The 25,305-nt window shown below is 38.4% G+C and carries 21 protein-coding genes; 11 read left to right on the forward strand and 10 right to left on the reverse strand.

Annotated features, from left to right (window positions below; all coding sequences use genetic code 11):
• Positions 1-466: 466 nt before the first annotated feature.
• From secA to frr, 8 genes are all read left to right on the forward strand, one after another.
• Positions 467-3,811 (forward strand): preprotein translocase subunit SecA, encoded by a 3,345-nt coding sequence (gene secA, locus R3E32_19550; GenBank protein ID MEZ4886934.1) that lies wholly within the window; start codon positions 467-469, stop codon positions 3,809-3,811.
• 234 nt (positions 3,812-4,045) lie between these two features.
• Entirely contained in the window at positions 4,046-4,495 is a 450-nt protein-coding gene (locus R3E32_19555; GenBank protein ID MEZ4886935.1) for a GatB/YqeY domain-containing protein, read from the forward strand.
• Between the two features lie 13 nt (positions 4,496-4,508).
• On the forward strand, positions 4,509-5,072 hold the full coding sequence (locus R3E32_19560) for a CvpA family protein (GenBank protein MEZ4886936.1): 564 nt from the start codon (positions 4,509-4,511) through the stop codon (positions 5,070-5,072).
• A gap of 222 nt (positions 5,073-5,294) precedes the next feature.
• Positions 5,295-5,549, forward strand: a complete 255-nt coding sequence (locus R3E32_19565; GenBank protein MEZ4886937.1) for a hypothetical protein — start codon at positions 5,295-5,297, stop codon at positions 5,547-5,549.
• A 30-nt stretch (positions 5,550-5,579) separates the two neighbouring features.
• Entirely contained in the window at positions 5,580-6,521 is a 942-nt protein-coding gene (locus R3E32_19570; GenBank protein ID MEZ4886938.1) for a hypothetical protein, read from the forward strand.
• A 2-nt stretch (positions 6,522-6,523) separates the two neighbouring features.
• A complete protein-coding gene (locus R3E32_19575; protein ID MEZ4886939.1) occupies positions 6,524-7,918 on the forward strand; it encodes a sterol desaturase family protein in 1,395 nt (464 codons plus the stop codon).
• Positions 7,919-7,925: 7 nt separating this feature from the next.
• Complete coding sequence (locus R3E32_19580) at positions 7,926-10,955, forward strand: CHAT domain-containing tetratricopeptide repeat protein (GenBank protein MEZ4886940.1); 3,030 nt, start codon at positions 7,926-7,928, stop codon at positions 10,953-10,955.
• A 133-nt stretch (positions 10,956-11,088) separates the two neighbouring features.
• Entirely contained in the window at positions 11,089-11,646 is a 558-nt protein-coding gene (frr, locus tag R3E32_19585) for a ribosome recycling factor (GenBank protein ID MEZ4886941.1), read from the forward strand.
• A 1-nt stretch (position 11,647) separates the two neighbouring features.
• Here frr and R3E32_19590 read toward each other — a convergent pair whose 3' ends face one another.
• Together R3E32_19590 and R3E32_19595 are read right to left on the reverse strand one after the other, a co-directional pair.
• Positions 11,648-12,415, reverse strand: a complete 768-nt coding sequence (locus R3E32_19590) for a tetratricopeptide repeat protein (GenBank protein MEZ4886942.1) — start codon at positions 12,413-12,415, stop codon at positions 11,648-11,650.
• Positions 12,416-12,602: 187 nt separating this feature from the next.
• Positions 12,603-13,784: an amidohydrolase family protein gene (locus tag R3E32_19595; protein MEZ4886943.1), complete on the reverse strand. Its 1,182-nt coding sequence runs from the start codon at positions 13,782-13,784 to the stop codon at positions 12,603-12,605.
• 190 nt (positions 13,785-13,974) lie between these two features.
• Between R3E32_19595 and R3E32_19600 the strand changes: the two genes are divergently transcribed.
• Positions 13,975-14,565 (forward strand): helix-turn-helix domain-containing protein, encoded by a 591-nt coding sequence (locus R3E32_19600; protein ID MEZ4886944.1) that lies wholly within the window; start codon positions 13,975-13,977, stop codon positions 14,563-14,565.
• A gap of 9 nt (positions 14,566-14,574) precedes the next feature.
• Here R3E32_19600 and R3E32_19605 read toward each other — a convergent pair whose 3' ends face one another.
• The 8 genes from R3E32_19605 to R3E32_19640 form a co-directional block, all read right to left on the reverse strand.
• Positions 14,575-15,210 carry a hypothetical protein gene (locus tag R3E32_19605; GenBank protein MEZ4886945.1) on the reverse strand — a complete coding sequence of 212 codons (636 nt, stop codon included), beginning with the start codon at positions 15,208-15,210 and terminating at the stop codon, positions 14,575-14,577.
• Positions 15,211-15,293: 83 nt separating this feature from the next.
• Positions 15,294-16,142: an HAD-IIA family hydrolase gene (locus tag R3E32_19610; protein MEZ4886946.1), complete on the reverse strand. Its 849-nt coding sequence runs from the start codon at positions 16,140-16,142 to the stop codon at positions 15,294-15,296.
• 3 nt (positions 16,143-16,145) lie between these two features.
• Positions 16,146-17,177 (reverse strand): hypothetical protein, encoded by a 1,032-nt coding sequence (locus R3E32_19615; protein MEZ4886947.1) that lies wholly within the window; start codon positions 17,175-17,177, stop codon positions 16,146-16,148.
• A 94-nt stretch (positions 17,178-17,271) separates the two neighbouring features.
• Positions 17,272-18,294, reverse strand: a complete 1,023-nt coding sequence (locus R3E32_19620) for a PDDEXK nuclease domain-containing protein (GenBank protein ID MEZ4886948.1) — start codon at positions 18,292-18,294, stop codon at positions 17,272-17,274.
• A 192-nt stretch (positions 18,295-18,486) separates the two neighbouring features.
• Complete coding sequence (locus R3E32_19625; GenBank protein ID MEZ4886949.1) at positions 18,487-19,971, reverse strand: T9SS type A sorting domain-containing protein; 1,485 nt, start codon at positions 19,969-19,971, stop codon at positions 18,487-18,489.
• A gap of 330 nt (positions 19,972-20,301) precedes the next feature.
• Entirely contained in the window at positions 20,302-20,925 is a 624-nt protein-coding gene (locus R3E32_19630) for a hypothetical protein (protein MEZ4886950.1), read from the reverse strand.
• A 214-nt stretch (positions 20,926-21,139) separates the two neighbouring features.
• Entirely contained in the window at positions 21,140-22,258 is a 1,119-nt protein-coding gene (locus tag R3E32_19635; GenBank protein ID MEZ4886951.1) for a M56 family metallopeptidase, read from the reverse strand.
• Between the two features lie 18 nt (positions 22,259-22,276).
• Positions 22,277-22,678, reverse strand: a complete 402-nt coding sequence (locus tag R3E32_19640) for a BlaI/MecI/CopY family transcriptional regulator (GenBank protein ID MEZ4886952.1) — start codon at positions 22,676-22,678, stop codon at positions 22,277-22,279.
• Between the two features lie 133 nt (positions 22,679-22,811).
• On the opposite strand from R3E32_19640, the gene R3E32_19645 reads away from it, so the two are divergent.
• Both R3E32_19645 and R3E32_19650 read left to right on the forward strand, forming a co-directional pair.
• Positions 22,812-23,399: a ribonuclease HII gene (locus R3E32_19645; protein ID MEZ4886953.1), complete on the forward strand. Its 588-nt coding sequence runs from the start codon at positions 22,812-22,814 to the stop codon at positions 23,397-23,399.
• 171 nt (positions 23,400-23,570) lie between these two features.
• Positions 23,571-25,250, forward strand: a complete 1,680-nt coding sequence (locus tag R3E32_19650) for a transglycosylase SLT domain-containing protein (GenBank protein ID MEZ4886954.1) — start codon at positions 23,571-23,573, stop codon at positions 25,248-25,250.
• The last annotated feature ends 55 nt before the right edge of the window (positions 25,251-25,305 follow it).

Here is a 25,305-nt window from a genome sequence, read left to right on the forward strand (position 1 = left end):
CTATTTCGAGAGAGACCCTGTTTGCTTCCATTATCAAACTAACTGCAATTCTGTAACAGCGTCCCTATTATGCCTAACTTTGACTCTAACAAAGTTAGGTTGCTATCGGTTTTATTCCATACAATAAAACTTCGCTTATCAGCAATTTGTCAATATCCAACTTTTTATAGAAAAAACCTAATTTCTTGAACGTCTTTAGCCAATAGCAGCCAAAAAACCGATTTACCTTTTCCCAATAATCTGTTACAACTGTAAGCATCTGCGTTTAATCTGCGCTATCCGCATTCCAATTTCGTCAGGCCTTCCTCCAAAAACCGCAATAATGTCAGCTTATATAGTAGCGGTACAATCTTTGAGCCTCATGTAAACCGATTTAATGAACAAATAATCGTAATTTTACCGATTGTTTGGCTGTCATTGTGGCAAATGCACAAGCGACGAATTGTAAACCTGAAATATATCAATCATGTTTGGTTTTGTAAATAAAATGCTATCGGTTATTCTTGGCGACAAATCTGCTAAAGATATCAAGTTGATAAATCCTGTCCTTCAACAAATCAAGGCAGAATATGCCACGTTGCATGACATCAACAATGATGAACTGAGAGGGAAAACGACGGTTTTTCAAGATCGCATAGCGAAACACCTTGCTTCTATTGATGCAGAAATAGGAGAAATAGAAAAAACAACTATCAACAATCCTGATGTCACCCCAGAAGACAAAGAAGAGCGGTATAAAGAAATAGACAAACTTCGAAAGAAGAGAGATGAGGAATTGGAAGTGGTATTGAATGAAATATTGCCAGAAGCCTTTGCAGTAGTAAGAGAAACTGCTCGACGCTTTACGGAAGCGACTGATGAAATAAGGGCTACAGCAACGGATTTAGATAGAGATTTATCTGTTACCCACTCCAACATTACTATTGAAGGAAATGAAGTCGTTTATCAGATGAAGTGGCTGGCTGCAGGTGGAGAAGTCAGTTGGAACATGGTACATTATGATGTGCAGTTGGTTGGAGGGATTGTATTGCATCAAGGAAAAATTTCGGAGATGGCTACAGGTGAAGGTAAAACATTGGTAGCTACTTTACCCGCTTACCTCAATGGTTTGACACATCAAGGGGTGCATATTATTACGGTCAATGATTATTTGGCAAAAAGGGACTCCGAATGGATGGCACCTATTTTTCAGTTTTTGGGCTTGACAGTGGACTGTATCGACAAATACCGTTCACACTCCGATGAACGAAAAAAAGCGTATCGAGCAGATATTACCTACGGAACCAACAATGAGTTTGGCTTTGACTATTTGCGGGATAACATGGTTCGAAACCCAAATGAACTCGTGCAAGGTAAACACCATTATGCGATGGTGGATGAGGTGGACTCGGTTTTGATTGATGATGCGAGAACACCTTTGATTATTTCGGGACCTGTTGAAAAAGGAGATGAACATCAATACGATGATTTGAAGCCACGTATCCAAAGACTATACGATGCACAGAAAAAGCTGGTATCTAAATATCTGATAGATGCCAAAAAGAAAATCAAGGAAGGGAACACAGGTGTTGAAGAAGGTGGAGGAGGATTGGATTTGTTGCGGGCCTTTAGAGGATTACCCAAATATAAGCCTTTGATTAAGTTTTTGAGTGAGCCGTCAAGTAAGGTTGCCTTGCAGAATACCGAGAATTTTTATCTGCAAGAGCAATCAAAGAGAATGCCCGAAGTGGATTCCGAACTATATTTTGTGATTGAAGAAAAGAACAACAATGTAGTACTTACCGAAAAAGGTACGGAAGTGATGACAGAGGCAGGAGAGGAGTCTGACTTTTTTGTGATGCCTGATATTGGTGGTCAAATGGCAGATATTGAAAATGCTGAAATGTCGAAATCTGAAAGAGCTAGTGCAAAAGATAGCTTAATGCAGAATTTTGCCGTAAAATCAGAACGCCTTCACTCGGTGAATCAATTACTAAAAGCCTACACTCTTTTTGAAAAGGATGTGGAGTATGTGATTATGGACAACAAGGTGAAAATCATTGACGAACAGACGGGACGTATGATGGACGGTCGTCGTTATTCGGATGGATTGCACCAAGCCATTGAAGCAAAAGAAAATGTGAAAGTAGAGGCTGCAACCCAGACTTTTGCCACGATTACACTGCAAAACTATTTCAGGATGTACCACAAGTTGGCGGGCATGACAGGTACGGCTGAAACAGAGGCGGGTGAGTTTTGGGATATCTATAAGTTGGATGTAGTGGTAATTCCTACGAATAGACCTATTGCTAGGAATGATGATGAAGACTTGGTGTTTCGTACTCAGCGAGAAAAGTTCAATGCGGTTATTGAAGAAATCGTGAGTTTATCAAAACAAGGTCGCCCAATATTGGTCGGTACAGCGTCTGTAGAAACCTCGGAATTGCTGAGTCGTATGTTGCGTTTGAGGAGCATCGAACACAATGTATTGAATGCGAAAAATCATGTTAGAGAGGCAGAGATTGTTGCACAAGCAGGACGGGCAGGGCAGGTGACGATTGCGACCAATATGGCGGGGCGTGGTACGGACATCAAACTTGGAGAAGGGGTGAAAGAAGCTGGTGGTTTGGCGATTGTAGGAACAGAGCGTCACGATGCACGCCGTATTGACAGACAGCTTCGAGGTCGTGCTGGACGACAAGGAGATCCAGGTAGCTCGCAGTTCTATGTATCGTTGGAGGACAATTTGATGCGTCTATTCATGCCAGAACGGATTGCGAAAATAATGGATAAAATGGGCTATAGTGAGGGGGAGGTGATTCAACACTCTATGATTACCAAATCCATTGCTAGAGCGCAGAAAAAAGTGGAAGAAAACAACTTTGGGATTCGCAAGCGTCTATTGGATTATGATGAGGTGATGAATGCCCAAAGAGAAGGAATTTACAAAAAACGCCGACATGCGTTGTTTGGTGAAAGATTGTCGGTTGATTTATACAATGCATTCCAAGACTTATCAGACGAAGTGTTGTTTGAAAGCAAAGGACGTGATGGTGATTTTCAGACCTTCAAACAAGATGTGATTCGATATTTTGCAATAGATGTTGATATTGACAAAGAGGAGTTTGAGCGTGGTGGAGAGGAAATGTTGGCAGACAAGTTGTACAATCAGGTTGCACAGGCATATAAACGCAAAGCTGAGTCTATCATGAAACAAGCCAAACCCTTTATTGATCGTTTGTACCACGACAAGGGTAAAACGTATGAACGTGTTTCTTTTCCTTTTACAGATGGTAGTAGAGGCATGACTGTGGTGGTGAATTTGGAGGAAGCTTACAATACAGATTGCAGAAGTTTGGTCAGAGAACTGGAGAAGACAGCATCATTGGCTTTTATTGATGAATCTTGGAAAACGCACTTACGCCAGATGGATGAATTAAAGCAGTCAGTACAAACAGCTGTTTATGAGCAAAAAGACCCATTGTTGATTTACAAGCAGGAAGCCTATACACTCTTCAAAGACATGGTAGTTGAAATGAATAAAGATTTGACTTCTTTCTTGTTCAAAGCCATGATTCCTATTCAGGATTCAAATCAAGTTCAACAAGCGCAGCAACCTCGAAAAACAGATATGAGTCGCATGAAGACCGGGCGAGATACTTCTTTAGATAAAGGTGCCAATGCTCAAAGACAAGCTGCTGAAAGTGCTGGAGAAAGTACCAAACCTCAAACGTTTCGCCGTGAACAACCAAAAGTAGGACGAAATGAACCTTGTCCTTGTGGAAGCGGCAAAAAATACAAACAATGTCACGGTAGAAGTGGCATAGAATGATAATTTAATCTTTCGGTCACAGTTTAAAAAGGCTTCAATTATTCGGCAAAGTAACGAGTAATGAAGCCTTTTTTTGTTGAAGGATTTTCATATAGGAACTAATTACTTCAAAAAAGTGTTCGTAGAGTAGAAAAAAATATTTGCATCGAACCTGTTATTCTTTGTATATTTGTAAGTTATAAAACAATAGGTAAAGTATTCCTTTAAGAGATTTTAACAATAATTAGATATAAGATGAGTTTAGAGCAGTTGATAAACAATGATATAAAAACGGCAATGCGTGCGAAGGATCAAGGACGCTTACGAGCTTTGAGAGCAATAAAATCGGAAATCTTATTGGCAAAAACAGCCGAAGGAGCAAGTGATGTATTGGGAGAAGCAGCAGAAATAAAAATATTGTCAAAAATGGTTAAACAGCGAAGAGATTCGTTAGAGATATACAAGACACAAGGCAGAGAAGAATTGGCCTTAAAAGAACACGAAGAAATAAACACAATTGAAGACTATCTTCCAAAACAATTAAGTCAAGAAGAAATAAAAACTGCCATACAAAAAATCATAGAAGATACAGGAGCTTCATCTATGCGTGATATGGGTAAAGTGATGGGCATTGCTAACAAAAATTTAGCTGGCAAAGCCGATGGCAAAACCATTTCGAGTATTGTAAAGCAACTGTTGAATTAAATAGTCATTAAACATGGCAATAAATCCCATAGATATTTCATTTTTAGTCGTTATCGCTTATGGTGTTTTTCAAGGACTGAAAAAAGGTTTTATTGGAACTGTTCTTTCTATCGCCAAAGTAGCCATCACATTATTTGTGGCCCTTCGATTCAGTTTTATTTTATCGAGGGTATTGGATAGGATGTTCGTTGGTGCTTCGTCTTTCACTCCCATTTTAGCATTTATTTTGTTGATGGTGATGGTAGGATCATTCTTTTACCTCATTGGCAATACCTTAGAACAGTTTGTAAAAGCCGCTCGACTATCGACTATCAACCGGTGGATGGGCATTGGTATATGGGTCATTGCCCTTATTATGGGGTATAGCACCATTATTTCGATGTCTGACAATAGCGGATTACTGGCACAATGGGTCAAAGACACCTCTTATGTCTATCCCTACATCGAACCTTTTTCTGCTGTTGCTTCCTGCAAAATAGGAGAGATTTTTCCTGCAATACAAAAAATAATGCAATCACTATTAACTGTTATAGAAAGCTTAGTAGGTGCATTGGTAGGCGCTTGTGGACTTCGATAGTCTGCAAAGAAAAATGTGCCTCACAAAAACGTTTCATAGAAAAGTCAAGTTTCCAGAAGCAGTTGCATTTTCCCCATATATCCATTAACTTTGTTAGTATAAGCACCTCTTCAAATTTATCCAATCCCCCATTATTTATTAGCACATTTTGGTTCGTAGAATCCTAAACAAAATGATGCACTTCAAATATTGAAGCTTTAACCACAAAATTACCAGTGCTTTATGCTAAAACTGCGAGAATTTAACCTTCTTGCAAAAGGTCAAAAACTGACCTTTCTGTGGGAAAAATGCAACTACATTATGGTGAGGGTAGAAGATAACTATCGCATCAATTTATATGGTTGCATGGATTTTTATGCCGAAGTTTGGTACAAATATGGCCAAAACAAAGTGCACAAAATTGGTTGTTTCAAATCTACTCGGTATCTAACGCCTTATTTAGATATGATAGATATTAGTGATTGCTTGAAAGAATAAGCATCTGCCAAATCAAACTTACCATACCTCATGTTTTTACATACTGTTTCAGCTTTTGGCCCTCACCAAAAACATACTATTCACCATCCTGTGTCGAAAACAACCTTCTCGATAGTTCCCGCTTGTGGAGGCTTTTTGTCTGAATTGCTTGTATTTTACAAAGACAAGATGGTGAATGTGATAGAAGGCTGCAATACCTATGAGGAATGGCAAGAAGATGTGTACTTCAAAAGTACTTGGTTACTACCTTTTCCCAATCGCCTAAAAGATGGAAACTACTCTTTTGAAGGTAAAAACTATCAGTTTCCCATCACTGATACCAACTGCCACAATGCCCTTCATGGTTTTGTTTTTGACAAAACCATGAAGCTGCAAAAGGTAGAGTTAACGCCATCTTATGCACAAGTAAGCTTAGAATATGTGTATAATGGAGAATTGGCATATTACCCATTTCCTTTCCACTTGCAGATAGGCTATACACTGATGGACAAGCAACTGATTGTTGATACAAAAATCACCAACAGCGGCAATACAAAAATACCTATTGGTATTGGTTTTCACCCCTATTTTCAGTTCCCTTCAAAAGTAGATGCACTACAACTTCAATTGCCCAAATGTCAGAAGATTGAAGTAGAGGGCAAAATGATCCCAACAGGTAAAAAGATGAACTATACCCATTTTGAAGAAAAAACAACAATTGGCAACCTATCATTAGATACTGCCTTCAAAGCGAACCCCACTGACTCCAATAGCTATAAGATTCATTTGACCGACCCTCAAAATGGACTTCAATTAACATACTTTCAAGACACAATTTTCCCCTATTTCCAAGTTTTTACCCCTTCACATCGCAACAGCATTGCCATAGAACCGATGAGTTGCAATGTGGATGCCTTCAACAATGGAGAAGGTTTGACCATATTAGAGCGTGGTGAAACATGGGCAGGAAGTTTTGGAGTAGAGGTTTCATAAAAATGGATTTTCCACTTTTTTCGCAGTTGATGAATTGCGGTAAAATTGGTATCTTAGTGCCAATTAGGTTGACGCTTCCCGATTTTTTTTTTCAGCCAAACAATACAACTATGGACGCTTACGCTAAGGTTCTCTTAATTGCCATTCCTGGCTTCATACTATTGATGATTGTAGAATGGTTGTACTCTTTGTGGAAAGGAAAATCCACCTTCAGAAGCATGGATACCATTGCCAGTTTGAGTTCAGGTTCGACGAATACATTGAAGAGCATCCTCAAACTAAGCATCGTCATCATCAGCTATGACTGGCTCGTTGGTAAAGTAGCTCTGTTCCACATCGAAATAACATGGGTAGTTTGGGTATTGAGTTTCATTGCCATAGACTTTGCCAGTTATTGGAGTCACCGACTTTCGCACAGCATCAATATATTTTGGAACCGCCATGTCGTTCACCATAGCAGTGAAGAATTTAACCTCGCTTGTGCCTTGCGTCAAACGATTTCCGATTTTGTTAGTTTGGGCTTCATTTTCCTATTTCCTGCAGCCTTGTTGGGTTTACCTGCCGAAGTCATTGCAGTCATTGCACCCATTCATTTGTTCATGCAGTTTTGGTACCATACCACTTTGATACCCAAGTTAGGATGGTTGGAATACATCATCGTCACACCTTCGCAACATCGGGTACACCATGCCATCAACGACATTTACCTCGACAAAAATCTATCTGCCATTTTCTGTATTTGGGACAGAATGTTTGGTACCTTCCAAGAAGAATTGGACGAAGTACCCTGTGTGTATGGTGTAAAAAGAGCTGCCCAAACATGGAACCCAATTCGAATCAATTTTCAACACCTTTGGATACTGACTCAAGATGCTTGGCGAACCGAAAAATGGTGGGACAAAATTCGACTTTGGTTCATGCCCACAGGCTGGCGACCTGCTGATATGCTTGAAAAATATCCTTTGGACTACACCAAAGATGCTTATTCACAAGTCAAATACGACACCGATGCATCCAAAGCTTTTCATGTCTGGTCATGGTATCAATACATCATGCTTACCTTTTTGATGGTTCACATGCTGCTTTTTATTGGTGATTTTGAGCCTGTTGCCTTATTAGCGTATGGCGGTTTTCTATTTTTGATGATTTACAGCTACACCACCTTGATGGACCGAGATTCGACTGCACTTTGGTTGGAAATCGCAAAAGCACTTACAGGTTTCGGCATTATTTATTATTGGGGTGATTGGTTTTTGTTGGACAAAATGATGGCAGGTGGAACCACCTTTATGATGGTATATTTGATTGCTTCCGTTGTAGGAGTTGCTTACTTTGTCCAATACGAAATCAAAAAACCGTCCATTGGAAATTTGCAACCTTCCAAACTATCCGACTAAAAACAAAATGATAGAACGGGACAACATTTTTGACCAATCCCAACAACTCACAGAAGCTGCTCAATACCAAGAAGCTATTGCTTTACTGCAACATTCAATTTCTACCTTTGAAACAAAACAAGACTGGGAAAACTACATCCATGCCTGCAATGAAATAGGTAAAAACTACAACCACCTTTCCAAAACCGAAAAAGCCCTACACTACCTTCAATTTTCGCTGCAATGTGCTGACGAAAACCTACCACGGCAACACCTTCAATTGGCACACGCCCACAACAACATTGCTTATACATATAGTTTGCTGGGAGATTTTGAAAAAGTTTTGCACCACTATCAACAAGCTTTGCACATCTTCCAACAATGTTATGTGGATAACTTACATCCTGATTTAGCAATGATAAACAGTAACTTAGGATGGTTTTTTGGCGAAAAAGGGGATGTTCCACAAGCAATTATCCACCACCAACAAGCTATTCACATTTACTTACAAACATTGGGGGCAAACCATGCCCAAACAGCCATTGCCTACAACAATACTGGCTATGTCTATGGACTCAAAAACGACTACACCAATGCTCTAATCTACTACCAACAAGCCTTCCATATTTGGAAGCAAACCTTGGGAGCAGCACATCCGCAATTGATTCATGCCTACAACAATATTGGGTGGTGTCATCGGATGAATGAAAAATTCTCGGAATCCATTGACCATTATACCAAAGCACTCGAACTATGCCATAATAATTTGGGTGAACAACACGCTACAACAGCACAGGTTCACCACAACATGGGCAGTTGTTACAGTCTGCAAAATGAATTTGACAAAAGTCTTGAACAGTATCAACAAGCCCTTCAAATTCAAACAACACTCTACGGCAATCAACACCCCTCTATTGCCCAAAGCCTGATGAACATAGGCATGGACAAAGGCAAACAAAAAGAATTTGATGCAGCCTTTATCTATTTGCAGCAATCATTGGAACAGTACCGCCAGTTTGTGGGTGAAAACCATCCTCGAATTGCAGCGGTCTGTAATGAAATAGGAAATATATATCGAAGAAGTGGACAATTTGACAAAGCTATTTCTACTTTTCACCAAGTGCTGCAAACCGTACTGTCCGATTACCAAAATGCTGAAATAGAGGCTATTCCAAAACTTCAATCATATCAGGATGAAAATGCGCTTCTGTATGCACTCAATGGAAAAGCGGCTTCTTTTTGGGAGAAATACCAAGAAATTCAAATGCAAAGTTCAAATGAAAATAGCCGATACAATAATCCCAATTTCAACCCTTCAATCCTTCAAAACCCCAACTCTGCAACCCCTCAACCCTTCAATATCCCAACACATCAACACCTGATAGCAGCCTTTAGACATTTTGAAGTAGCAGTAAATTTGATTCAACAAATTCGGCAGAGTTATCGGGCAGATGGGGCAAAACTGAGCTTGTCAAAGAGTATTTTACCTGTTTATGAAGGAGCAATTAGAACAGCTTTTGAACTTTTTGAAGCGACAAAATCAATGAATTATCTGCAAAAAGCGTTTGCCTTTTCGGAGCAGGGCAAAAGTATGGTCTTGTTGGGAAATTTGAAAAACAATGAGGCGATTGCAGTATCTAAAATTCCGAGCGAATTGCAGCTTCAAATTCAGCAATTGGAGGTAGAATTGAGGTATTTGGATAAAAAAATCACCCAAGAACAAACGAAAAATGCGGCAGAACAAGATGCCGAATACTTCCGAGAATTGCAGCAAAAACACTTCAATTTCAACGAAAAATACCAATCACTAATTGAAGTTCTGGAAACGGATTATGTTGATTATTTTCAACTAAAATATGCGGCTCAAAACATTCACTTGCAAGATGTTCAGTCGCAAATGACGGAAACAAGGGTGTTTATCGAATATTTTGTAGGAGAAGAAACCATTTCTATTTTCACCATCACGCAGCAAGCCTGTTGGGGAACAGTCTTGACAAAACCTACGCATTTCGCCTCAATGATGGACGTTTTTTTGCAAGCCATCGAATGGATGGATGAGGAAATGTTCATAGACTCAGCCAATCAACTTTATGATTTGTTGTTAGAGCCCATTGAAGTACATTGGAGGGATAAAAAGGAGTGGGTGATTGTCCGGGACGATGTCTTGCATTTGCTTCCTTTCGATGCCCTGTTGCTGCCCTCAAGCACTGCAATTGTAGATACCTCTTTTGCCGATTTGTCTTATTTAGTGAAACATTGTGCGATTGCCTATCACTATTCTGCAAACTTATGGAACTATTCAAGAAAGCGAGATTTGAAGAAAGCAGCGTCCAGTAACAATTTTTTAGGTATTGCACCAGTAGTTTTTCAGGGTACTTCAAGCCCTGACAAAACGGCAGCATTGGCTTGGACAACGCATCGTGGAAAAACCAAAGTGCTGAGAAATATAGAAGGCAATGAGGAAACATTGCAGAATTTACCGAGTACAGCATTGGAGGTGAAGCAGGTATATGAGCTTTTTCAGGAGCAAGAAATGGATGCAAAATTGTTTTTATATGCGGCGGCATCTAAGCAGGTGTTTTTTGAAGAAGTACCAAAACACAAGTATGTATTGATTGCAACCCATGGTTTTGTGCATGACCAACACCAAGATTTATCGGGGATTTACCTATCAGATTCTGCCTCCAATGATTCATTGCAGCCTACCAATTACCTCCTAACGATTCCCGAGATTTACCACCTTCATCTTCAAGCAGATTTAATCGTATTGAGTAGTTGCAGCAGCGGTGTAGGAAAATTGTACAAAGGAGAAGGCATGATGGCATTGAATAGAGGGTTTTTGTATGCTGGGGCAAGCAACATTATTTTCACCCAATTTGACATTCCCGATGAATCAAGCAGTCAATTGGTGCGGAATTTATTTGCATACATACTTGATGAGGATTCCTACGCAGTAGCCCTGCAAAAAGCCAAATGTAAACAACTCGCTTTGCCCGATACAAGTCCACAAGATTGGGCAGGATTTGCCTACATAGGGTTGTTTACACAGATGCAATAAAGCCGACTAAAAATTAGGATTCCATCATAAAAAATTAATTTTTAACTTTGCAATACTAAAATCGAAGCTATAAAATGGTTTTGTAGTTCCAAATTTCTTATCAATAAGTTTTAAACAGAAAAAAAAATCAACAATGATGACCACCGATGAAGTAATTGAACATGTGACATTCTACATGGAAGAGGCTATTAGTCACTTAGAAAAAGAATTGGTAACTGTACGTGCAGGAAAAGCTTCTGCAACTATGTTCAACAATGTGTTTGTAGATTATTATGGTACAAGCACACAAATTGGTCAAGTGGCGAATATCAGCAATCAAGATGCTCGTACTCTGATTATTCAGCCGTGGGAAAAAAATATGCTTCAGCCTATAGAAAAGGCAATTTTTGCAGCAAACTTGGGTGTAACACCTCAAAACAATGGGGAACTTATTCGAATCAATATTCCACCATTGACCGAAGAGCGTCGTAAAGACCTTGCCAAACAAGTGAAAGCGATGGGCGAACATGCCAAAGTGAGTATCCGAAACGTGCGTAAAGATGCCAACAATTCTTTGAAAAAAATGAAGGATGATTTCTCAGAAGATGTTATCAAAAGGGTACAAGGTGAGGTACAAGATTTGACCAATGTGCATATAGAGAAAGTTGATAAGGAAGTTGCTGCTAAGGAAAAAGAGATTTTGACTATTTAGATCAAATCATTTGTAGGGTCTCCAAACTGATCCAGCCTTCTCGACCATCACTTAACGATACTTTTACCCATTCATCTAACTGATCTGTCACCACTACTTTTACACCCTCTGTAAGGGTTGTGCCGATTTCACTATCATTAGAAGGTGCTGTTTGTAGTGGCGTTTCTTGTGCGACAACAATGGCAGAGTGATGCTGAAAGCGGTATTGGTAGCGACTGTACGCAAACAACAACAACAATATAGTCAAGATACTAAGGGTGATGCCACTATAAAAACTGCGTTTTTTGATAGTGGCTTCTTTTCGGTATGTGAATAGACCAAAAGCGCAAAATGTTCCCCAAAGAGTCAATAGACACAGCAAACCCCAAGTGGTAGGAGAGAAGGTATGCACAATGTTTTGCCACCAACGTACATAAAACAAAGTAGGAATATTGTTAATTGGAAATTTAACTTGCTGATTCGCGATATCTAAGTTATGTAGAATGTCAGCATCTTTTGGGGAGATTTTCTTGGCACGTTCATACTGCAAAATGGCAAGTCCCAAATTGCCTTGTTGGTAATAGAGATTTCCCAAGTTGTAATACAATACACACGATTCTTGACCTTCTGCAATCAGAGTTTGGTATAAATCAATCGCTTCCTGCGGTTTCCCACTTGCGGCCAATTCATTTGCCTTTGCCATCTGATCTTGTGGCGTTGCTGCAAAAAGTAAATTGCTAAAAATCAGCAACAAACAATAGGTAAGTATTTTATGAAAATTTGTTTTCATCCAGTGCAAATCGTTTTCAGTTGAAAGGCTGCAACAAATTTACTACATTTTTAGCTGATATAGGAATATCGTTGAAGGAGTCAAAACTTTTGAAGTTCCTTTTTGATAAACGGCTAATTTCTTAATATCCAATTTTGTAGAGGATAAACTTCAAAAGTTTCCAATGATGAAATCTTTCGCCCAAAGTTTACACTAACCTTGTCACTTCTACCTCACTATTCAAACTCCAATCTGCATCCAAATTAGACAACAAATTCAGCCCAGGAGTTTTCCCTACTTCAATGCTTCCCAAGTCTGCTTCAAAACCCAAAGCCTTTGCTCCATTCAATGTAGCCCATTGCAGCAAAGTCTCGAAAGACAAATAAGATTGAAAGTGGGTAATGGTCTTCATTTCGTCCAAAACCGATAGCTGCCAATTGGAGGTCAAACTGTCTGTACCGATGGTCATTTGGGCATCATTGTCTATAAACGGTTGATAGTAAGGTATTCTGTTTTCGATGTAAAGATTGGCATTGGCGCAAGTTGCCCAAAATACATTCTTACCTCCCCATTCATGTGCAGCCTGAATATCTTCGGGACGACTCATGGTATTGTGTACAAAAAGGGTGCGGTGCTGAGGATTCATATTTTGAAGTGCATAGTGAATAGCCGTTTGTCCGCTGGGCTGAAAGTGGTCAATGCCAATTTGAAAGGCTTCATAAAACTTCAAAAAATCACCTGTTTTGTTCAGAAAAAACTGGTCTTCATGGGGTGTTTCTTGGTTGTGAATACTGACCGTGCATCCCTCTTCATTGATGTCCTTCAATAAACCGAACAATTTTACAGAAACAGTATAAGGCGCATGAGGAACACAACTTTTGCGGTTGCCATTGTTACTGCTCTGCCCTTCAAACACTTGATGGTAGTCTTCAAATGTTTTTTGCGCCCAATCGTTTTGCAGAAAATCAAACATTTCTACAAAGGTATAATAGCGAATCGAGCTTTTTTCTTTGGTCGCTGCCGTATCCGTTTTGTTAGAAATATCGCCTACTGCCACAATCCCTTGCTCATACATGTATCGGTCGCCTGCTATGATAGCCGCTAGAATTTCTTCTTGTGGCACGTCTCGGTGATTGACCACCGTTTTCAGAAAAGGCAGCAAACCTGTCCCCGTAGGTGCAACTCCTTTCATGTGAGAGAGTTCGAGGTGGCAGTGTGTGTTTACAAACCCTGGAACGATTGCGCCACGATGTATTTCCAATGTTGTAGGATCGTGGTTCACTCGTTCCTCTATTTGTAAGATTTTACCATTATCATCCGTAACGATGACTCCTTTTTCGATGGGAGCAACATTGACAGGAAAGATGTAGTCTGCGGTAATTTTACGCATGTTTCGCTCGATTTATGTTTGAAGGTTGGTGTAAAATTGAAGGCTTGAAGATAGCAAAAAGCGAATGATTGAAGGAAATATTTATAGATAATATAGTTATATCCTTCGAATCTAACAATCGTTTGGTAAAGGAACAAAATTGCTTTTTATTGTACCTTTGTATGACTCTCATTAGAAAAAATAAACCTTTATGCCAGTACAAAAAGTAAGTTTGGAGTTCATTATCAAGCAGTCACTTAAAGTCTTTCGCAAAAAAGGCTATCACCATACGTCAATGGAAGACTTGGCGAAGGCTTGTGGTTTGAAAAAAGGGAGTTTGTATCATTACTTCAAAGGCGAGGAAGGAAACGAGAGTAACAAAGGTAAATTGGGCATGATGAAGGCGGTCATCAAATATCTACATGACTACTACAAACGTGAGGCTTTTGTTCATGCGTACGACAAAAAACTGGGGGCAGAGCAGCGTTTGCGGATTTTGGGAAGCATTGCAGAGGAACACTATTTTGCTTCAGATAGTGGTTGTTTGTTTGGCAATTTGGCATTGGAGGCTGCGGGGAGTCACGGTGAATTGGAGGAGTTGGTCAATGCGTTTTTTGTGGATTTTATCAATGCCTTGAGAACTATTTTTGAAGAAAAATTTGAGCCTAAAATAGCTTTGGAGTATGCCGAACAGAGTTTGGCAGAGATTGAAGGGGCGGTGATGATGATGCGTGTGTTTGACAAACGGGACTACCTCATAAGGGCCAATCAGCAGATTTTGAAGCGTTTTCGGAAAGGTTAGTGCGCTGGTTTATTCTTTAATCCTGACCAATCCATTCAATAAATCCTCTGCATCTGTTCGGTATTCGTCCATCATGTTTTGGGCGGTGTAGGTGATGAACTGAATTGTTCCTCCTTCGTCAGAATAGTAGTAGCCATAGTAAGAAAACTTAATACTTTGAAGTGTTCCATTCATTTGCAGCAAAAGAACTTTGATGCCATTGACCATGCGGTATTCCTCTTTGACTATTTTCAAATCTGGAGAAACTGCTCGCCCATTTTCCAACGCTATTTTCTTCAATACATCCAAAGGAATTTCGATTTTTTCGGTGATAATCATTCCATACAAATCTCCTTCCTTCAATTGTAGTTCGTATTCTGCTTCGTCATTGTTTGTTGCTTTTTTGAAGTTCCATTTTTTTGGATTCAACCCAAAACCCAAATCTATTTTGGAGCTTTTCAACAAAAAAGTCGATTTTTTGGGTGTTTCAAACTCGGTGGGATTCATCGGGATTTCTACTACTTCTACCGAGTCTTCCTCCAAATATGCCCATGTTCCGTCTTCGTACAATAGGACTTCTTGACCTGTTTGGGTGATTGCTTTTTGCTGGGCGTAAGTGAATACGGTTGTGCTTAGTAAGAGTAGAGTAAGGGTTAGGTTTTTCATTTATAGTTGTTTAGATGGTTTTTTACATGTCTAAAGGTAAAGTATAATTTTGAAATTGGCAAAAAATATTTTTTGAACTTCCTTCACCCCATCGCCACCGACTCACATACATAATCAGGAATCACCCCAGTCGTTTTAATCAACATTTTCGCTTCCTTTGGCAGCGTCTTACCCGTCAAGACCAAAGCCGTATCAAAGCCAAATTTATTGCCTCCTAAAATATCGGTACGGAGCGAATCTCCAACCATCAAAATTTCATTTTTGCTGAAATAACTCTTTTGAAGGAGGTGTTCATAAGCGAAAATAAACATTTGAGAATCAGGTTTTCCAAATCGGATAAAACGTTTTTTGACCACATTTTCCAGCAAGTTTCCAATGCCGCCAATCGCCAAAGCTACTTGCCCACCCGATATAGGATAGGTATGATCGGTATTGGCAATGACCACAGGAATATTCCTAAGTCGTAGAAGGTTGATTGCCTTGTTGAAGTCGGTATTCCAATCAAAACCTTCGTCGTCCAACAATACCAATGCGCTGATTTCGTCCACTCGATTGAAGTCCAAAGCACTCAAAGGAATCGTATGTAAATCAGCCGTTTCGATGTAGTGAGCCGAGTCTTCTGTACCCAGATAAGCAACAGTACCTTCTTTCACCTTGAGCCGCAAATATTCTCGTGCCATCATGCCCGATGAAATAATGTCATCTGCACCGATTTCGGTCAGCCCCAATTTGTGGAATTTTTCCGCCAATTGTTGCGGACTCCTCGAAGCATCGTTGGTCAAAACGTGGATGATAATGCCTTGATTCCGCAATTCTTCAATGGTATTTTCGACTCCTTCAATCAAGCCATTGTAGTTTTTCAGAACCCCATAGGAATCAAAAAAAATGGCCTTGTATTGAGATGCAACAGATTGAAAAGACTTGATTTTCATTGGTTAAATATTTAAAGCTCGTAAGATACGATCTGCATCAAAATTGTCTATAGATGGTAAGTGTTGTTCGAGTGCTTCCTTTTGCAGCTTGTTGGCATACATTTCGTGAAAAAAATAGCGACCATATTTAATCACATAATGCAGAATAAAAAAGCGATAGGCTTCTTTCATAAATAGCACCTCATTTTTCTGCAATGGGTACTCTTGATGGTAAGATTTTAGGAACTGCAAAAAACGACTTTCCATGAGTGTACCAATATTGTAGGTGAAAATGGTGCGGTCGCCAATATCGGACACAATGCGACTCAAAAAATAAAAGTCCAAGATACGAGAACTCATTCTAAACCAATCATAATCCCACCGAGAAAAAAGCTTGTAGGTGCGTGTTACCGAAAAATTGCCGATGTTCCAATCCACAAAAACGGGTATTTTGGGGAATTTGTCTGCCCCCAATTTGTCTGTATTTTCGAGAAATAGCTCACAATTTCTTTTGAGCAAATCAAAATACCTACGGTGTTCATGATCTTCAGATTGTATGGAATACAACAGATCGTGAATGTCTGTTTGCAGTGTTTTGGAGGAGTTAGGGAGTGTATTTCGGATGTCGGTACAAACTTGGTGAAACGTAGCAAATTGCTTTCCCATAGCATTGATTTGTTCATCATCAAAACGTTTGGGTAATCGTTTGCTGATTTTGATGGGCTTATAAAAAACGACCCACGCATCCACAAATTTGTTTTGAAAGCGATGCACAAACAAATCCGTTCCGCTAATTAAGGAGCGGGCTAAAAAATTCTCGAATGGGGCTGGCAGGTTGTTTGCCAACACATTGATGATGGTGTGGTCTTCTACAAAATGCTCAAAACGACCAAAATAGGTGATTTTTGCAATGACAAAACTGCCATTGGTCAGCAGCACTTTGTAAACGTGATTGGTCGACACCATTGCGCTGATGTCGGTGATGGACTTGATGGCTCTCGAAGTATCGTAAGCCATCCATGCGTATTTGACAACGGTGGTGAAATCTATAAACATGAGATAGAATGATAATTAAAATCAGAATGTAAATGAAAAAAATCCAGCGTAATCTACAACGAATTGTCGTAGCAGTGTAATGATAATACAACTACTATTCCAACCGTCTCCTTGCAGCCCGTTCTTTTGCCTCCAAAACAGCTTTATGTAATCTTTCCTCCAATACATTTTTAGGCGGTAATTCAGTCCAATATTCTGCGACCATAATGCCATCTTTGTGCATTTCGAGTAGCTCGATTTGTTCTCTACTTGCTTCAGTACAAAGAATTAAACCGATTGGAGCGTTTTCGTTTTCTTGTCGTTCATATTTGTTCAACCATTTGAGATACAATTCCATTTGCCCTTTATATTGGGCGTTGAACTTACCGACTTTTAGTTCGATTGCTACCAAACGGTTCAGTTTTCGGTGGAAAAACAAGAGGTCTAAATAGTAGTCGTCCGCATCAATAATCATCCGTTTTTGCCGCTCGACAAAAGCAAATCCTTTTCCAAGTTCCAGTATGAATTGCTCCAAATCATGTAAAATAGCATCTTCCAAGTCCTTTTCGAGAAAATCGGCATTTAGTCCCAGTAAATTTAGAAAATAAGGGTCTTTGAAATAATTGTAGGTGTCGGGGAAAGCAGTGGGTAACTGTGTATTGCCAATGACTACACGCTCATACGCTTTCAATTCCATCTGTCTGCGAAGTTCTCTAACGCTCCAAGATTGAAGGGCGATTTGTTGAGCATAATAAGTTCTTGCTTCGCCTTGTTTGAGTGGAAAAATAGCAATAAAATGCGACCAACTCAATTGTCGTGACAGTGTAACGACTTTTTCAAAATCTGGAAATTGCTCTACAAATTGCAACATTCGGCGTAGGTTTTTTTCTTCAAAACTCCGTCCGTAATCTTTTGTCAATTGTCGTAACAGTGTAACGACAATTTGTTTTCCGTAGCCAATTCGTTGATTTTGAAAGATATACTCTTTCACACGTTTCCCTACTTGCCAATACAAAAGCGTGAGTGCACTGTTGATTTGAACAGTTACTTGTTTTTTGCTGTCTTCAATCAACTGCATCAATTCTTCTACTAAGCCTTTTTCGTGTAATAAGTCGGGGAACTTGTTTTCTTCATCCATTGAAGCTATCTTTTTGTTTGCCAAGTTAACAAAGATTAGCTAAAAAATAGTTCTGCCCCAAATAAAATCCTTGAAATCGCTTGCAGGAGGATGTTTGCCAATCTTTTTTCTAAGCCAATAGAAAAAGCATAAAGTTGAACTATTTGCATTTTTTGAACGAAAAGTTCAACTGTTGGCAATCAAAAAATGTATTTAGTATTTCACCACCTTCTCTGTCCACCGATTTTTTCCGTTTGATGCTTGCACAAAATATACACCTTTCGAAAAATCGTTTGTATTCACTTCAATCTGCCCTACAAATTGTGTTTGCAAAACACTCTTTCCTTGTAAGTCGAAGATTTGCAGGTAGATGGGGGTATTTGAAGAAATATTTGTCTGGATGGTCAAATAATATTGGGTTGGATTTGGCGATAGACTCAATTTTAAGTCGGGAACGGCATTTTCTTCAATCGGAGTGAAATAATCATCGCCTATAAAAGCCTCTTGAAGCCGAATACTATAATTACCTCCTATAAAACCTCCATATTCTAGTTCTTCTTTAACACCGACTTTTGTGCTAAAGGTATTTTTAGTTGTAACGAAATCAATCAATATAGAAACATAACAATTGTTGAAAAAAGTAGCATCTTGAAGATTCGTTAATGTATATTCTACCTTGCCATTTACTCCCTCCAATCGGTTCAAATTTAAGGTTTGATAGGTTCCCCAATCCGTCATTCCCAAATTCCAATAGTGCAAATCAATGAAATGTTGTGGAAAAAAGTTGAGCGTTAGTTCTTCATTCTGCTTTGTTTCATAAACAGTATTGTCTGAAAACTCTATAGTGCTGTTTCGATTGTAGGTATAACTAATATCTGTATCTGTTTTTACAACTGATACGATGGTGTCTGTATGGTAAATATTTGGATATTGTCCATCAACATAAGTGACTTCCTTCCACTTCAAAACATTCCCTGCTGAATAAGGATAGAAATCCCCTACTATAGGCATTGCCTCCCCTATCATTTCTCCATTTTCATCTTCAAATCCTGCCAAAGTTATTTTGGTGGTCGGATCGAAAAACGCCCAAGCCCTAAAGTCAAACCACTCGACCAAGCCATATTTTTTACTGATTTTGAAGGAAAAACTTTCTATCACCGCTTCAATAGGGTTTTCTCCATCAAAAGCTTCAATTTCAAAGGTTCTAACACTGTCCATCACAGAAAAAATAGGGCTGAATTCTTTAGACGTACAGGTGATCTTGAGGCGAGAGTAAGGACGTTCGGAAAAGACCGTACCTTCAATTTCCCAACTTTCTCCAACATTGGTTTGAGGATAAAAAGGAACTACTCTTGTTGACGAATTTTTCTGAAAAACATATCGAAAATAAGCATCTTGTTTTAGGATGTGAGGATTGTAGGCAACTTCTCTATCTTCAAAATCGTACACATTGTCAAAGTTAATATCCTCATAACAACCTCCTGTCGCTGCTTCAATCATGTTTCGCAGAGGATACTGACGAACATAAGTGCCTGATTCTTCTTCAAAATCAACATAATAAGGCGAGATGGTTTTTTCCATGTCCGTCTCAAAGTAGAAGTAGGTTTTTTGATTGAGGGGGAACAATTCCCAATTGTCGGCTTGAAGGGAAAGAAAATTGGATAGAAAGGCAAATAATAGGAGTATTAAGTATTTCATAGTGTAATTGGCTTTATGTTTAGCGAAAATACTAAATATTTACTATAAAACACTATTTTTGTCCTGAGTAAGATTGATTTTTCTGATGTTTTATTTTGAAGTTGAAAATTGAAGTAAAAGAAACGACCCAAATTTTACGTAAAAATTTGGGGTTCATCGAAGATTTTAGTGGAATGAGACTTTTGTAGTTTATTCTTATAAGATATGGAATGTTTGAAAATTAGTATGCTCTCAAAAGGAAACTACAAAAGTCTTTAACTCCTCCACCAAAAATATCCATGAGTCAAATTTGGACTGTTTTTTTTGCAAGAAATTGAAAATCGATAAAATTTATTTGATTTTTGTTTTTACTTTGGTATCTATCGTTTTCTCCAATTGCATACTTTTTACATTGCTCTTAATTGTCACGATTTCAATCGGTTGTCCAATCATCCGAACATTAGGAGGAATGGGGAGTTTATTTGCAGTAAAAGCAACAGCAGCACCTTCTTTTTGGAAATCTGCTGCCAATTTTTTGGGTACATAAATCGTTTCAGTCGTTTCGATTACAAAGACATCGCCTTTTAGTTTCACTGTACCTTCATCAGAGATGGTGTTTTCGACAGCAAGTTTGTTGTCTATTTGGACTCCCCCATCTATTTCAATGGAAGTGATTTTAAATGGATTACCCGCCATGCGAACATTAGGAGGAATGGGAAGTTTTTCTCCGCTCACGATTACCCGCATCTTGTCTTGGCGAAAAGTAGGTTCTATATTGGTATCTAAATAACGAGAGTTTGGTTCATTGTCGAAAATAAGAAAATAGTAATCTCCTTTGTGGTCAATAGTAGCAGCTTGTTTTTTGACAGTGCTTGAATTTTCATCATTGGATTTGTGTGTATTTTGGGCTTGTGAGCAGGAAGTGATACCTACCAATAAAAGAATCGATAAAGTAGAAAATAGCTTGGTTATCATAATATTGAAATATAATTTTATTGTTTTTGCGTGATATTGTGGTTATTGAATATGATTTTGTTGATTGGATGGAATATTATTGAAGTCGTTTAATGGTTCAATAAACCCAATCAACTTCTATTTAGACGCTGAAATGAATGTAGGTATCGGTGTTGGAGCAAATATATTTTTGGGGAATTCAACCTATTTTAGGCAGAAATATTGAAAACATGTTTTATTGAAGACTTTTCAACAAGCAGTTTTTGCAAAAAATGGACTTACCACTTACTTGTTGTTGTATTAATAACTCTTCATAAACAGCAATTTTATCCATTTCTTCGTCAATACTTGGAATGGCGAAATAAGCAGTAAGTGATAAAATGCTGATAAGAGCACCTATGAATAAAGTAGTGAGGTATTTGAAGGGCGTTTTGACAGAAGGTTGGTTCAATAAATGTACAACCCTGATTTTGAGAGGATGTTCGTGTTTGGGTTTGAAGTGATGCACCATTGCTAGATTTTGGTAGCGTTTCATTTTGACCAAAAGCGAGGCATAAAATTGGGTATTTCCCACTTTTTGTACGGCAAATTCGTCAGCCAAAAACTCATTGAGTTTGTCGAGTTCTTTGCTAAAAAGGTAGAAAACTGGATTCAACCACCATATCACTTGCAGCATTTCAAAGGCTATTTTAACCCAAGTATCCCTTTGTTGAAGGTGGGCTATTTCATGCCATATTACCCCCATTCGTTCGGTTTCGGTTAAGTAGTCGAGTTCTTTTTGCCAAATGATGTAGTCTTTCCACAATTTGAATGAGCCAACAGATAGGGGTTTTTGCGGGATCAAAAGGGTGTAGGTTTTTCCTTCAATATGCAGTTCTTTCTTTTCGCTTTTGGCAATTGTTCGCCATAGGTAAGCGATTTTTAGAAATAACCACACCAACAGCAAAAAGGCAATACTTTTTAGGATATTCGTTACCAAATTTCCATACAATACCCACAAATCGTAGAGTGGCTCGGCTTTGTAGACCAATAAATTGTTGGGTAGAATGGCAGAACATTCACAAAAATGCTCCTCTTTCATCGCTATGTCCAAACACATATTCATCTCTTCGCCAGGAGCAGGACAAAAATTGTAATAGACTGTTTCTGAAATATATTCGTTTTGATGTAGGCAAATTTCTTGCTCTTCCACCAACATACTATCGATGATGGGTGGCAATGTGAAACTCAATACTACAATGCTCAGTAACAGGACTTTTTGTAGCTGAGGCCGAGCGTTTTTACGAATAAAAAAGTAGTAAAATAAACCTCCAGCCACTGAAAGGGCATAAGTCAATAATAAGTAGTTGACCATTGTTTAGCCATTTTAAAATTAATCGTCGAGTGATTTATTGATTAGATCTTGAATGTCATTTAGTTCTTCATTGTCAATTCCTTCGTTGTCCATCAATGCAGATACCAATGAACTTGCAGAGCCTCCAAAAGCATTGTCCAACACATTGCTGATAAGTCTCTTTTGATAGGTATCCTTTGAGATAATGGGAAGGTAATAATGATTTCTCCCAACTGCTTCATGACCGACATAAGGCCCTTTCTCGGTTTTCTGCAATATACGTACAATCGTAGAAACTGTATTGTAGGCAGGGCGTGGTTTTTCCTGCCAATGCTGTAAAATATCTTTTACACAGGCTTTCTTCAACTTCCAAAGTATATTCATTACCTTCAATTCTAAAGGCGTGAGCAAATCCGTCTTATCTTGAAATTTATCAGGCATAAGTATTTGTATAAAGATTAAAGTATTGGGTGAATAACTTTTAGTCTTCTACAAAAATACAACTAATTATTTAGTTCGGCAAATATTGTTGTATTTTTGATTTTTATTTCTACTTTGACTTTCATTTACTTCAATGAGCTTATTACCTTATTTATTTCCCAATTTGATAGAAGCTGGCTGCGATGAAGCAGGGCGAGGCTGTTTAGCAGGCCCTGTTTTTGCAGCAGCTGTTATTTTACCAAAAGATTTCGTGTATCCTCAGCTCAATGATTCCAAAAAACTTAACGAAAAAACACGTATTATCTTGCGTGAGGTGATAGAAAGAGAAGCATTGGCTTTTGGGGTAGGGATTTGTTCGGCACAAGAAATTGATGAACTCAATATTCTCAATGCCTCTTTTGAAGCTATGCACCGTGCATTGGCAAAACTTAGCATCCGACCCGAAATGATTTTGGTAGATGGAAATCGCTTCAAGCCCTTTCAAAATATTGACCATCAATGTATCATCAAAGGGGATGGAAAGTATCTATCTATTGCGGCTGCGTCTATTTTGGCAAAAACATACCGAGATGATTTTATGGAGAAAATACATTTGCAGTATCCACAATATAGGTGGGATAGTAACAAAGGTTATCCGACAATAGCCCATCGAAAAGCTATTGAAGAATATGGTAGCTGTGCCTATCACCGCCAATCTTTTCGTTTGTTGGCTACTGACTAATAAAAAAATACATTAAGTATTTTGAAAATAAGATTACCACAATCAATGCTTTTGAAGTTTAGGCAAGCAAAAAATTGTTTGCTCGATATACTTTTATCATTGTGAATTTGTTTGTATTTTTTGACCTTTGTACCAAAGTATTCATTTTTTCATTACAATATCTAAGAAACTATGAGAGCCATAAAAGATTTGATACTGTCACCTTTTTTGCTTTTTTTAATATTATATGCTACTACTATTACTGCACAAAACAGTTCTTTTGATAAGCCTATTAACAAAGAACCTATTAGGTTAATTATTCCCCCAAAAGATACGGTTAAAACAAATATAGAACCTTCAAATGATGAGCAATTAATAAATGATTATAATTTTGATTATGGAGGTACAATATTGATTGATTTACCAGGGGGAAATGAAGATGCTTTTCCTAATGATAAAAATGTGGATACAGATATAAATACAACAAATACTTCTAATACTACAAAACCTCCTTCAACAAATACTACGCAACCAGGTGTTGCAGTCAGAACTTATACAAGCGAGGAGATAGACAGACTCATTCATCCCGAAAAAGAACTCAATAGAGAACAAAACTTTCACAATTTTATTCAGAGTAGAAAATTAATTGAGCCAGAGATGGTATCACTTAAAAGCTTTTCGCTTAATCAAATACCAAGCTACAATGATGAAAGTTATCGAATAAAATTGGAGATTTTACACTCCGAAATTCCTTTGACCTACAATGAGTATGTGAAGATATTCATCGACATGTATCTTATAGAAAAGAGGGATCAAGTGAAGCAAATGTTGGCACGTAAAGAACTGTATCTACCTGCTTGTGAGGCAGCTTTGGATAGACATGATTTGCCAATGTATTTGAAGTATCTTCCAGTCATTTTATCAGCCTTAACACCACATGCCAAATCATCATCGGGTGCATCAGGTTTGTGGCAATTGCCTTACGAAACTGCTCGATTGTATGGTTTGGAGTCCAACGATTATATTGATGAAAGACGAGATCCCAGACTATCATCAGAAGTAGCTGCAAAACACTTGATAAACTTGTGGAATAAATACCACGATTGGCATTTGACCATAGCAGCATTTTGTGGAGGAGAAGGTGCTGTCAACAAGGCGATTAGGCGTTCTGGTGGACAAAAAGATTATTGGGTAATTGCAGAATACCTGCCAGAAGAAATCCAAGCTTATGTACCGCTTTTTATTGCAGCCGTTTATACCATGACCTACTATCCTGACCACAATATTCACCAATTCAATGCACCATATAATTTTTATTTAACCGATACGGTGAGCATCAAAAGAGGATTTGATTTGTCAAGCGTGGCTAAATTTGTAGATATGAAATTAGAAGAGGTACAATTTTTAAACCCTGCTATTAAAAGAGATACCATTCCTCCTTCAAAACGGGGATACCCACTGGTGCTACCTATCTCAAAAGTTGGTTGGGCGCAATCTTATGAACGGAATCTAAATGCTATCAATGAAGAAACCATTTTGGACAGCAACAAAAAATTGACTTTACCACCAGACAATATTTGGACAAAACCAACAGATGAGTACGGGGTGATTTCTTCAACTAATAGAACCAATGTATATAACAAAACTACTCAAAATAGCAGTATTAGTACATATGTAGTACTAAAATACCCACTAAAACCAGGAGATATTTTGGGAACAATAGCACAAAAATTTGATTGTACCATTGCAGACTTGCGCCAATGGAACGATATTGAAGACGAAAGCCGTATGAAAATCGGACAAGAATTGCTCATCATGGTTCCTAAAGAGCATGAAATGCTTTATAAAAACATAATAGTAAAAGAAAACTAAAACATACAGTTACTACATAACATTGAACACTTACTACTCCAACCAGCACGGCTGC

Source organism: Chitinophagales bacterium (genome assembly GCA_041392475.1).
GTDB lineage: Bacteria > Bacteroidota > Bacteroidia > Chitinophagales > UBA2359 > JAUHXA01.